We start from the raw sequence: 11,813 nt of genomic DNA, 5'->3' as shown, positions 1-11,813 counted from the left end.
AATTACCGTCAAAAATAAATAACATAATTTGTTTGATATTCATATCAATTATGCTACATTCGTTAATATGATTTTGGGGGCAGCCATACAACAGTTTTTACAATATGTTGAGTTTGAGAAAAAGCAATCAATCCACACCCTCACAAGTTACCAAACCGACTTATTGCAGTTCGAAACATTTCTTCAAATTACTTATCAGATAAATAATGTAGAAGCCATCAACCACCAGCATATCAGAAGCTGGTTGGTACACATGATGAACGAAGAACTAAAAAACAGGTCCGTTGTACGAAAACTATCTACGCTAAGATCATTTTATAAATTCTTACAGAAGGAACAACTCATAAGCTACAATCCAATCAGTAAGGTGCAAGCGCCAAAAATTGAAAAAAGATTACCGGAGTTTGTTGAGCAACACGGAATGGATAGCTTATTAAATGAAAAAGATTCATTAACCAGTAAATCTAAAGAGTTGTTTACTAAAGATTTTAAAGGGCAAAGAGATAAACTAATGATGAATTTGTTTTATACAACGGGTATTAGGTTATCAGAGTTACAAAATCTTGTAAATAGCAATATAGATCAGTATAAACGCCAAATAAAAGTTTTGGGAAAACGTAATAAAGAACGCATTATTCCTATTACTAACGACTTAATTACACAAATAGTAGAATATAACACGGCTAAAGTAATGGAAGGCTTTACTCAAAACGATTATCTGCTTGTAACCAATACAGGCGAAAAACTGTATCCCAAGTTCATTTACAATACCGTAAAGCTTTATTTAAGTCAGGTAACCTCCATTACTAAAAGAAGCCCACACGTGTTAAGGCACACCTATGCAACCCATTTGTTAAACAAAGGAGCTGATTTGAATGCAATAAAAGAACTATTAGGCCATGCAAGTTTAGCTGCCACACAAGTTTATACCCACAACAGTATAGAAAGACTCAAAGAAGTATATAAAGATAAACACCCTAGAAATTAATCAATTAGTTAAATTAAATTATTCAACCTAAAAATAAATTAAAAGTATGAAAGTCGACATTCAATCTATTCATTTTGACGCAGATAAGAAACTGCTTGATTTTATTACCAAGAAAGTAGAGAAAACACAAACATTTTATGAAGGCATAGATAAAGCAATGGTATATTTAAGGCTTGAAAAAGACGCCCAGGGAGAAAATAAAACGGTAGAAGTAAAGTTAAATGCAGGTGGCTATGAAGTTTTTGCAAAAGAACACAGCAGTACATTTGAAGCCGCTACCGATTTAGTGTTAGACAAAGTAAATGCTCAGGTGAGGAAGTACAAAGAAAAGCTTCAAGCAAAAATTTAAAAAAACAGAAAAATAAATTGTAGAAAAGTCAGCCACATAAGTAGCTGGCTTTTTTATTTTTATAAATAGATAATCGCTCCGGAATACTATATTTATGAAAAAACTTTAAATTTTTTTTGAAAAGGTATTTGAAAATTGCTTTAAACTCCTACATTTGCAGTCCCAAAATCAAAGAAAGGGCAGTTCTTTTATTAGTAAACTAGTGTTAAATCACGGAAAATATAACTACCACTTATATTTTTACTATCTAATTGATTTGTATTATTTCGAAAGAAACGATGCCAATCAAGTTAATTATTAACTTACCTGCTCTTAATTAATAAACAAAACACAAGTAAAAGCCACTTTAGCTCAGCTGGTAGAGCAACTGATTTGTAATCAGTAGGTCGCTGGTTCGATTCCGGCAAGTGGCTCATTTATTACGTAAGTAATAATAGGGGAGATACCAGAGCGGCCAAATGGGACGGACTGTAAATCCGTTGAGAAATCTACGAAGGTTCGAATCCTTCTCTCCCCACAAACATAATAAGCGAGAGTAGCTCAGTTGGTAGAGCGACAGCCTTCCAAGCTGTAGGTCGCGGGTTCGAGCCTCGTCTCTCGCTCTAGTAAAATTGTTTTATAGAGTGTATCGAAGAATAAAACAATTTGAATTAAGCAAGCATTTGCAAGTGTTTGTTTGATTTTGTAAATAAAGCGTTTAGAAGTTCAATTTAACGAAGTGTTAAATTTATAAAGAACTACAACATAATATAAAAAAAACAAGCTGTTGTAGCTCAGGGGTAGAGCACTTCCTTGGTAAGGAAGAGGTCGAGAGTTCAATTCTCTTCAACAGCTCAAAAAAATAATAGCTCCCTAGGGGGCTTTTGGTGCATTTAAAAAACAATAAAATAAAAAAATAAAACATCATGGCTAAAGAAAAATTTGACCGCAGTAAACCACATGTTAACATTGGTACAATTGGTCACGTAGATCACGGTAAAACAACTTTAACTGCAGCGATTACTAAAGTATTATCGGATGCAGGTTTATCAGAAGCTCGTTCTTTTGACTCTATCGACTCAGCTCCAGAAGAAAAAGAAAGAGGTATTACAATTAACACAGCACACGTTGAGTATGCTACAGCTAACCGTCACTACGCTCACGTAGATTGTCCAGGTCACGCGGATTATGTTAAAAACATGGTTACGGGTGCTGCACAAATGGATGGTGCTATCCTAGTGGTTGCATCTACAGATGGTCCTATGCCTCAAACTCGCGAGCATATCCTTTTAGCTCGTCAGGTAGGTGTACCTCGTATTGTTGTATTCATGAACAAGGTTGATATGGTTGACGATTCTGAGTTATTAGAAATCGTTGAAATGGAAATCCGTGAATTATTAAACAAATATGAATTCCCTGGTGATGAAATTCCAGTTATCCAAGGATCTGCTTTAGGTGGATTAAACGGAGATGCTAAATGGGTTGCTAAAATCATGGAATTAATGGATGCTGTAGATTCTTATATCCCGGTTCCTCCACGTTTAACTGAGTTACCTTTCTTAATGCCGGTTGAAGACGTATTCTCAATTACTGGTCGTGGTACAGTTGCTACAGGTCGTATCGAGCGTGGTGTTATCAACTCAAATGATCCAGTAGAAATTATTGGTTTAGGTGCTGAGAAATTAACTTCTACAGTTACAGGTGTTGAAATGTTCCGTAAAATATTAGACAGAGGTGAAGCTGGTGATAACGTAGGTTTATTATTACGTGGTGTTGACAAAGAATCAATCCGTAGAGGTATGGTTATTTGCAAACCAGGTTCAGTAATGCCTCACGTTGAATTCAAAGCAGAAATCTACGTTTTATCAAAAGACGAAGGTGGACGTCACACTCCATTCTTTAACAAATACCGTCCTCAATTCTACTTCCGTACAACAGACGTTACAGGTGAAGTAGTATTACCTGAAGGAATGGAAATGGTTATGCCTGGTGATAACGTAACTATTACTGTAAAATTAATCAACCCAATCGCAATGGAAAAAAACTTACGTTTTGCTATTCGTGAAGGTGGTCGTACAGTAGGTGCTGGTCAGGTTACTGAAATTATAAAATAATTTAAACAAATACCATTAGATACCGAATGTTGGTTAAGTTCGCTTAGCCAACATTTAGTGTCTAATTTAGGAGTGTAGTTCAAGGGTAGAATAGCGGTCTCCAAAACCGTTGATGGGAGTTCGAATCTCTCCACTCCTGCTAAAATATAAGAGTAAAAAGCAATTAAGCTTACCTCTCAAAGTTGATATGAATAAAATTAAAGAGTACGTTAAATTATCATACGATGAATTGCTAAATAAAGTAACTTGGCCTACTTGGGGTGAATTACAAGAAAGCACTATTATAGTAATGATAGCTACCTTATTAATTGCCTTCGTTATTTTTATAATGGATTTAATAAGCAATGGTGGATTAGGATTTTTTTACCAAATATTTAAGTAAAAAATTTGAGTATTATAATGACACAGGAACAACAATTTAAGTGGTATGTAGCCAGAGCAATTACCGGACAAGAAAAAAAGGTAAAGGCACAAATAGAAGTTGAGCTTGAAAGAGCTGGCTTAAGCGCTTTTGTACCCCAAATTTTAATTCCTACGGAAAAAGTATACACCGTAAAAAATGGTAAAAAAATAGCTAAAGAAAAAGCGTATTTACCAGGTTATATTTTAATACAGGCGGAAATAGTGGGCGAAGTTGGCCACATTATTAATTCTGTAAACGGAGTAGTTGGATTTTTAGGTGGCAAATCAACTCCGGTTCCTTTGCGTCAATCAGAAGTTGCCCGTATTTTAGGTAACGTTGATGCTATTGGTGAACAAGGAGAAGTAATGTCAGAGCCTTTTATTGTTGGCGAAACAGTAAAAGTTATAGATGGTCCTTTTAGCGGATTTGATGGGTTGATAGAAGAGGTGAGTGAAGAAAAGAAAAAGCTAAAAGTAATGGTAAAAATATTTGGAAGAAGAACTCCTTTAGAGTTAAACTTTGTTCAGGTAGAAAAAGAAAAATAGAATTGAAAGCCAACAATTGGTTATTTATATTTAATGCTGCTTTCCACTGATTAAATATAGAACGCCAAAAACGGCTATTAATAAATAAATAAAATGGCAAAAGAATTAACAGGATTTGTAAAATTGCAGGTAAAAGGCGGAGCCGCTAACCCTGCACCACCAATTGGACCGGCTTTAGGTTCAAAAGGTATAAATATCATGGAGTTTTGTAAGCAATTTAATGCTAGAACTCAGGATAAAGCTGGTAAAATTTTACCGGTAGTAATTTCGGTATATAGTGATAAGTCTTTCGACTTTATTATTAAAACACCACCAGTAGCCTCTCAACTGCTGGAAGCTGCAAAAATCAAAGCTGGTTCTGCTGAATCTAACCGTAAAAAAGTTGGAACAGTAACTTGGGATCAGGTGAGAGCAATTGCGGCTGATAAAATGCAAGATATGAACTGCTTTAAAGTAGAATCAGCCATGAAAATGGTAGCAGGTTCAGCTCGCTCTATGGGTATTACTGTTACGGGTGATAGTCCATTTCAAAATTAATTTTTAGATTGTAAAACAATGGCAAGGATCAGCAAAAAAAGAAAAGAAGTACTCAAGAAAATTGAGGCAAGCAAAAACTACACTTTGTCTGACGCATCTAAATTAGTGAAAGAAATTTCTTACACTAAATTTGATTCATCGGTAGATATTGATGTACGATTGGGAGTTGACCCTAAAAAAGCCAATCAAATGGTTCGTGGTGTGGTTAGTTTACCACATGGTACCGGCAAAGACGTTCGCGTTTTAGCTTTAGTTACTCCTGATAAGGAAGCTGAAGCTCGTGAAGCAGGTGCAGACCACGTAGGTTTGGATGAATTTATCCAAAAGATTGAGCAAGGATGGGTTGACATTGATATCATTGTAACAATGCCTGCGGTAATGGCTAAATTAGGTAAATTGGGTAAAATATTAGGCCCTCGTAACTTAATGCCAAATCCTAAATCAGGAACCGTTACAATGGAAATTGGTAAAACTGTAAAAGAAGTAAAAGCAGGTAAAATTGACTTTAAAGTTGATAAAGAAGGAGCAATCCATACATCAATCGGAAAAGTTTCTATGGAGCCTCAAAAATTATTTGAAAATGCAGTGGAGCTTATCCAAACAATAAACAAACTTAAACCTTCTGCTGCTAAAGGAACTTACCTTAAAGGCATTAGTATAAGTAGTACAATGAGTCCGGGCATTTCTGTAGATACAAAATCGGTTCCGGGCATTTAATAATTTTAAGCAACAGTTATGACAAAACACGAAAAAAACGAAGTGATAGATAGCTTGGCTGGTTTATTAAACGAGTACAAGAATATTTATGTAACTGATGTGGCCAGTTTAAATGCTCAACAAACTAGCCAATTACGTAGAGAGTTATTCAAAGCAGGTATTACCATGCAAGTGGCTAAAAATACTTTGGTTGAAAAAGCAATGGAACGTAGTGGCAGAGATTTTGGTCAGTTATCAGAAACATTAGTAGGAAATACTGCGCTTATGTTTAGCCACGAAATGAAGGAACCTGCTAAGGTTATCAAAGCATTTCGTAAAAAAACACAAATACCTCGCTTAAAAGGTGCATGTATTGATGTCGATATTTTTATCGGAGATGATCAATTAGATGCATTAATGGCTCTTAAAACGAAAAATGAGCTTATCGGTGAAATTATCGGTTTATTACAAAGCCCAGCTCAAAATGTTATTAGTGCATTACAAGCTTCAGGTGGAGGTAAAATTGCAGGCTTAGTAAAAACGTTATCTGAGCGTCCTGAATAATTCAGATAAAATCACATTTATTAATTAAAAACAAAAAAAAACAATACAATCATGGCAGATTTAAAAGCGTTCGCAGAACAATTAGTTAACCTTTCAGTAAAAGACGTTAACGAATTAGCAAAAATTTTAAAAGATGAGTACGGCATAGAGCCTGCTGCTGCAGCTGTTGCTGTTGCTGCTGCTCCTGCTGCAGCTGGTGAAGCTGCTGCTGAACAAACATCTTTCAACGTAATATTGAAAAGTGCTGGTGCAGCAAAATTAAACGTAGTTAAAGTTGTAAAAGACTTAACAGGTTTAGGTTTGAAAGAAGCTAAAGAATTAGTTGATGGTGCTCCAAAACCTATCAAAGAAGGTGTTGACAAAACTGAAGCTGAAAGCTTAAAAGCTAAGCTTGAAGAAGCAGGTGCTGAAGTTGAAGTAAAATAATTGCTTTTAGCAAAATAAGCAGGCTTGACCCCGGCAAATTGCCGCGGGTCAATTCTGCATTTAAAAAAAGCACTAAAATGTTTTTCTACTAAACAGGAATTTAGCAATAAATAATTGTTTATGAGTTTTTTGGTTTTATTCAACCATTCTTAATTAAAATGAATTACTAGTAAATTGAGGTATTTTCAATTTAAAAAAAATTATTACATTGACTAACAGAACTATAACACCAGAGGGAAGAATCTCCTTCGCATCGGTAAAACCAGTCATTGATTATCCAGATTTTTTGGATGTTCAATTAGAATCTTTTAGAGAGTTTTTTCAGTTAGATACTACTTCGGAAAGTAGAGCTAACGAAGGGCTTTTCAAAGTGTTTCAGGAAAATTTTCCTATTAGCGATACCAGAAACATATTTACGTTAGAATTTTTAGATTATTTTGTTGATCCCCCTCGTTACTCAATTGAAGAGTGTATTGAGCGTGGTTTAACTTATAGTGTTCCTTTAAAGGCTAAATTAAAACTGAGCTGTAACGATCCTGAACATGAGGATTTCCAAACCATTGTTCAAGATGTTTACTTAGGAACAATTCCATATATGACTCCAAGCGGTACTTTCTGTATCAATGGAGCGGAGCGCGTAATTGTTTCTCAATTACACCGTTCGCCAGGTGTGTTTTTTGGTCAATCGTACCACACCAATGGAACAAAACTTTACTCTGCAAGGGTAATTCCTTTTAAAGGAAGTTGGATTGAATTTGCAACAGATGTAAACAACGTAATGTATGCTTACATTGATAGAAAGAAAAAGTTTCCGGTAACTACGTTATTACGTGCTATTGGATTCGAATCTGATAAAGATATATTAAACTTGTTTGACTTAGCTGAAGAAATTAAAGTAAGCAAAGCAGGTTTGAAAAAAGTATTAGGCCGCAAATTAGCTGCACGTGTTTTAAGAACATGGGTAGAGGATTTTGTGGATGAAGATACCGGTGAAGTAGTTTCAATTGAGCGTAATGAAGTAATCATTGAGCGCGATACGACTATTGAAGATAGCCACGTTGATTTAATATTAGAAGCAGATGTTAAAACCATTATTCTTCACAAAAATGAATCAAACCACAATGAGTTTGCTACTATTTTAAATACTTTACAAAAAGATACTTCAAATAGTGCTAAAGAAGCTCATGAGCATATCTATCGCCAGTTACGTAACGCAGATCCACCTGATGAAGAAACAGCACGTGGGGTAATTGAAAAATTATTCTTCTCTGACAAACGTTATGATTTAGGTGAAGTAGGTCGTTACCGTATCAACCGTAAATTAAACAAAAACGAGTCATTGGATAATCGTGTATTATCAAAAGATGATATCGTTTCAATTATAAAATACTTAATTGAGTTATCGAATTCACGTGCAGATGTGGATGATATTGACCATTTAAGTAACAGACGTGTAAGAACAGTAGGTGAGCAATTATATTCTCAATTTGGTGTTGGTTTAGCTCGTATGAGCAGAACAATCCGTGAGCGTATGAACATTCGCGATAACGAAGTTTTTACGCCACAAGATTTGATTAATGCTAAAACATTATCTTCAGTAATTAATTCATTTTTCGGTACCAATCAGTTATCTCAATTCATGGATCAAACCAATCCATTGGCTGAGATTACGCACAAAAGAAGAATGTCTGCCCTAGGGCCAGGTGGTCTTTCTCGTGAAAGAGCTGGTTTCGAGGTTCGTGACGTACATTACACTCACTACGGTCGTTTGTGTACTATTGAAACTCCTGAGGGACCAAATATCGGATTGATTTCATCTCTATGTGTTCATGCAAAAATTAATAGCATGGGCTTTATTGAAACTCCTTACTTAAAAGTTGAAAACGGTAAAGTATCGGTTGGTCAACCGGTAACTTACTTAAGTGCTGAGGATGAAGAAGGAATGGTTATTGCTCAGTCTGATGCTAAATACAATGAAGTATCAGGTGAGTTTCAAGATTTAAAAGTAAAAGCACGTTACGAAGGTGATTTCCCAATGGTGGAGCCAGAGAAACTGCAATTTATGGATATTGCTCCTAATCAAATTGTATCGATTGCTGCAAGTATGATTCCTTTCTTGGAACATAATGATGCGAATCGTGCGTTGATGGGATCGAACATGCAACGTCAGGCAGTTCCTTTATTACGTCCTGAAGCTCCGGTTGTTGGAACAGGATTAGAAGGAAAAATTGCACGTGATAGTCGTAATTTAATAGTAGCTGAAGGTAACGGTGTTGTGGAGTATGTTGACGGTAATGAAGTACGTATTCGTTACGAACAAACTGAAACTGATAAATTGGTTAGCTTCGGAACAGATACTAAAATTTATAAATTAACTAAATTCTTACGTACCAATCAAAATACTTGTATCAACTTAAAACCAATTGTTAAAAAAGGTCAAAAAGTTACTAAAGGCACTGTATTATGTGAAGGTTATGCTACTCAAGGTGGCGAGCTTGCAATTGGTAGAAACTTAAAAGTAGCTTTCATGCCTTGGCAAGGAAACAACTTTGAGGATGCGATTGTAATTAGCGAAAGAGTTGTAAAAGAAGATATTTTCACTTCAATTCATGTTACTGAATATGAATTAGAAGTTCGTGATACTAAACGTGGTGAAGAAGAATTAACCAATGATATTCCAAACGTAAGCGAAGATGCAACACGTAACTTGGATGAGAATGGTTTAATAAGAGTTGGATGTGAAGTATTTGATGGTGATATTTTAATAGGTAAAATTACTCCAAAAGGAGAAACTGAACCTTCGCCAGAAGAGAAATTATTACGTGCTATTTTTGGTGATAAAGCTGGTGATGTAAAAGATGCATCTTTAAAAGCATCTCCTTCAACTGCAGGTGTGGTAATAGAGAAAAAATTATTTGCACGCGCTAAAAAAGATAAAAACAACAAGGCTGACGATAAAACTAAAATTGCTAAATTAACTGAAGAGCATGAGAAAAATGCTGCAGGTATTAAGTCAGTATTAGTTGAAAAATTATTCAGCATATTATCAGGTAAAACAAGCCAAGGTGTAATGAATGTTTATGGTGAAGAAATGATTCCTAAAGGAACTAAATTCACTATGAAAAACTTAGGTGAAGTTGATTTTACCAATGTAAACGCAAACAACTGGAGTACTGATTCAGATAAAAATGATTTAATCAAACAAATTTTATCTAACTACAAAAACAGAGTAAACCAAGAGTTAGCTGAATACAGACGTAAAGAGTATGCTATTAGTGTTGGTGATGAATTACCGAATGGTATTTTAAAATTAGCTAAAGTTTACATTGCTCAAAAACGTAAATTAAAAGTAGGTGATAAAATGGCGGGTCGCCATGGAAATAAAGGTATCGTTGCGCGTATTGTACGTGACGAGGATTTACCTTTCCAAGAAGATGGAAGACCGGTTGATATTGTTTTAAATCCTTTAGGTGTACCTTCTCGTATGAACTTAGGACAGATTTACGAAACTGTTTTAGGATGGGCAGGTATTGAATTAGGTTTAAAATTTGCTACACCAATTTTTGATGGAGCTAATGATGATGATGTATTAGAATATACCCGCAAAGCAGGTATTCCTGATTGGGGTAAAACATATTTGTACGATGGTTTAACAGGTGAGCGTTTTGATCAGCCAACTACAGTGGGTGTAATTTATATGATTAAATTAGGTCACATGGTGGATGATAAGATGCATGCTCGTTCTATCGGACCATACTCATTAATTACACAACAACCATTGGGTGGTAAAGCTCAATTTGGAGGTCAGCGTTTTGGTGAGATGGAGGTATGGGCTTTGGAGGCTTATGGTGCATCAAATATCTTACAAGAAATCTTAACCATTAAATCGGATGATATAATTGGTAGAGCTAAAGCTTACGAGGCAATTGTAAAAGGTGATAACTTACCACAACCAGGTATTCCTGAATCGTTCAATGTATTGTTGCACGAGTTAAGAGGATTGTGCTTAGATGTAACCTTAGAATAAGAAGTTATTAAAATTGGTTGTAAGATTTATTTCTTACAACCAATCAATATTTAATAACTAGTTTTCAATAAATAAACGCGTATCAATCAAAATATATGTCTTTCAAAAAAGATCAAAAATTAAAAAGCAATTTCACCAAAATCAGAATTGGTTTGGCCTCGCCTGAATCAATTTTACAAAGATCGCATGGTGAAGTAACAAAGCCTGAAACCATAAACTATCGCTCGTTTAAACCAGAAATGGGTGGTTTGTTTTGTGAACGTATTTTCGGGCCAATAAAAGATTACGAATGCCATTGTGGTAAATACAAACGTATCCGTTACAAAGGTATTGTTTGTGACCGTTGTGGGGTAGAAGTAACTGAAAAGAAAGTTAGACGTGAGCGCATGGGACACATTAATTTAGTGGTTCCTGTTGCACATATTTGGTATTTCCGTTCATTACCTAATAAAATAGGTTATGTATTGGGTATGCCTACTAAAAAATTAGACATGGTTGTTTATTACGAGCGTTACGTAGTTTGCCAACCGGGTCTTAAATCAAACGATGGTGTTCAAATGAACGATTTGTTAACGGAAGAAGAGTATTTAGATATTCTTGATTCGTTACCAAAAGATAATCAATATTTAGACGATAACGATCCAAACAAATTCATCGCTAAAATGGGTGGTGATGCACTTTGGTTCTTATTAAGCAGAGTTGATTTAGATTCATTGAGTTTTGGTTTACGTAATAAAGCTAGCAACGAAACTAGTCAACAACGTAAAGCAGAAGCTTTGAAACGCTTAAAAGTTATTGAAGGATTCCGTTCTGCTCAAGAAAACGGTGAAAATCGCCCTGAGTGGATGGTGGTAAAAATATTACCAGTTATTCCACCAGAATTACGTCCTTTAGTTCCATTGGAAGGTGGAAGATTTGCAACTTCTGATTTAAATGATTTATACAGACGTGTTATTATCCGTAACAACCGTTTGAAACGATTAATGGAAATAAAAGCTCCTGAAGTGATTTTACGTAATGAAAAACGTATGTTACAAGAAGCGGTAGATTCATTATTTGATAATACAAGAAGAGTAAGTGCTGTTAAAACAGAAGGTAACCGTCCTTTAAAATCTTTAAGCGATATGCTAAAAGGTAAACAAGGTCGTTTCCGTCAAAACTTATTAGGTAAACGTGTGGATTATT

Annotated in this window: 11 protein-coding genes and 5 tRNA genes; all 16 read left to right on the top strand. The window is 35.2% G+C overall.

Features of this window, described 5'->3' with window-relative positions:
* The first annotated feature begins 28 nt into the window (after window positions 1–28).
* Window positions 29–988 carry a tyrosine-type recombinase/integrase gene (locus V4538_10080; GenBank protein ID MES2381376.1) on the top strand — a complete coding sequence of 320 codons (960 nt, stop codon included), beginning with the start codon at window positions 29–31 and terminating at the stop codon, window positions 986–988.
* 46 nt (window positions 989–1,034) lie between these two features.
* Window positions 1,035–1,337 carry a ribosome-associated translation inhibitor RaiA gene (raiA, locus tag V4538_10075; protein ID MES2381375.1) on the top strand — a complete coding sequence of 101 codons (303 nt, stop codon included), beginning with the start codon at window positions 1,035–1,037 and terminating at the stop codon, window positions 1,335–1,337.
* Window positions 1,338–1,677: 340 nt separating this feature from the next.
* Window positions 1,678–1,750 (top strand) — tRNA-Thr (locus V4538_10070).
* 23 nt (window positions 1,751–1,773) lie between these two features.
* A tRNA-Tyr gene (locus V4538_10065) sits at window positions 1,774–1,854 on the top strand.
* A gap of 12 nt (window positions 1,855–1,866) precedes the next feature.
* Window positions 1,867–1,939 (top strand) — tRNA-Gly (locus V4538_10060).
* 160 nt (window positions 1,940–2,099) lie between these two features.
* Window positions 2,100–2,171 (top strand) — tRNA-Thr (locus tag V4538_10055).
* Between the two features lie 71 nt (window positions 2,172–2,242).
* Window positions 2,243–3,430, top strand: a complete 1,188-nt coding sequence (tuf, locus tag V4538_10050) for an elongation factor Tu (GenBank protein MES2381374.1) — start codon at window positions 2,243–2,245, stop codon at window positions 3,428–3,430.
* Between the two features lie 68 nt (window positions 3,431–3,498).
* A tRNA-Trp gene (locus V4538_10045) sits at window positions 3,499–3,569 on the top strand.
* A 48-nt stretch (window positions 3,570–3,617) separates the two neighbouring features.
* A complete protein-coding gene (gene secE / locus V4538_10040; protein ID MES2381373.1) occupies window positions 3,618–3,812 on the top strand; it encodes a preprotein translocase subunit SecE in 195 nt (64 codons plus the stop codon).
* Window positions 3,813–3,829: 17 nt separating this feature from the next.
* Window positions 3,830–4,378 (top strand): transcription termination/antitermination protein NusG, encoded by a 549-nt coding sequence (gene nusG, locus V4538_10035; protein MES2381372.1) that lies wholly within the window; start codon window positions 3,830–3,832, stop codon window positions 4,376–4,378.
* Window positions 4,379–4,471: 93 nt separating this feature from the next.
* On the top strand, window positions 4,472–4,915 hold the full coding sequence (rplK, locus tag V4538_10030; protein MES2381371.1) for a 50S ribosomal protein L11: 444 nt from the start codon (window positions 4,472–4,474) through the stop codon (window positions 4,913–4,915).
* A gap of 18 nt (window positions 4,916–4,933) precedes the next feature.
* Window positions 4,934–5,632, top strand: coding sequence for a 50S ribosomal protein L1 (gene rplA / locus V4538_10025; GenBank protein MES2381370.1), 699 nt, complete (start codon window positions 4,934–4,936; stop codon window positions 5,630–5,632).
* Between the two features lie 18 nt (window positions 5,633–5,650).
* Complete coding sequence (rplJ, locus tag V4538_10020) at window positions 5,651–6,175, top strand: 50S ribosomal protein L10 (protein ID MES2381369.1); 525 nt, start codon at window positions 5,651–5,653, stop codon at window positions 6,173–6,175.
* Window positions 6,176–6,226: 51 nt separating this feature from the next.
* Window positions 6,227–6,601 carry a 50S ribosomal protein L7/L12 gene (gene rplL / locus V4538_10015; GenBank protein MES2381368.1) on the top strand — a complete coding sequence of 125 codons (375 nt, stop codon included), beginning with the start codon at window positions 6,227–6,229 and terminating at the stop codon, window positions 6,599–6,601.
* A gap of 208 nt (window positions 6,602–6,809) precedes the next feature.
* The gene (gene rpoB, locus V4538_10010) at window positions 6,810–10,628 is read left to right on the top strand and encodes a DNA-directed RNA polymerase subunit beta (protein MES2381367.1); all 3,819 of its coding nucleotides are present in this window, start codon (window positions 6,810–6,812) and stop codon (window positions 10,626–10,628) included.
* Between the two features lie 95 nt (window positions 10,629–10,723).
* Window positions 10,724–11,813: DNA-directed RNA polymerase subunit beta' (locus V4538_10005; GenBank protein MES2381366.1), on the top strand; the 1,090-nt coding region annotated here is incomplete at its 3' end.

The sequence above is a fragment of the Bacteroidota bacterium genome (assembly GCA_040388375.1).
In the GTDB taxonomy this organism is placed as follows: domain Bacteria; phylum Bacteroidota; class Bacteroidia; order UKL13-3; family UKL13-3; genus JAAFJM01.
Note: the sequence above shows the minus strand (reverse complement) of the source record. Positions and strands in the feature narration are given on the sequence as shown.

What these genes read in the sequence shown, in the direction of transcription:
- rplL (MES2381368.1), top strand. Translation starts at nt 6,227, where the DNA reads ATGGCAGATTTAAAAGCGTTCGCAGAACAATTAGTTAACCTTTCAGTA.
- raiA (MES2381375.1), top strand. Translation starts at nt 1,035, where the DNA reads ATGAAAGTCGACATTCAATCTATTCATTTTGACGCAGATAAGAAACTG.
- rplJ (MES2381369.1), top strand. Translation starts at nt 5,651, where the DNA reads ATGACAAAACACGAAAAAAACGAAGTGATAGATAGCTTGGCTGGTTTA.
- secE (MES2381373.1), top strand. Translation starts at nt 3,618, where the DNA reads ATGAATAAAATTAAAGAGTACGTTAAATTATCATACGATGAATTGCTA.
- nusG (MES2381372.1), top strand. Translation starts at nt 3,830, where the DNA reads ATGACACAGGAACAACAATTTAAGTGGTATGTAGCCAGAGCAATTACC.
- tuf (MES2381374.1), top strand. Translation starts at nt 2,243, where the DNA reads ATGGCTAAAGAAAAATTTGACCGCAGTAAACCACATGTTAACATTGGT.
- rplA (MES2381370.1), top strand. Translation starts at nt 4,934, where the DNA reads ATGGCAAGGATCAGCAAAAAAAGAAAAGAAGTACTCAAGAAAATTGAG.
- rplK (MES2381371.1), top strand. Translation starts at nt 4,472, where the DNA reads ATGGCAAAAGAATTAACAGGATTTGTAAAATTGCAGGTAAAAGGCGGA.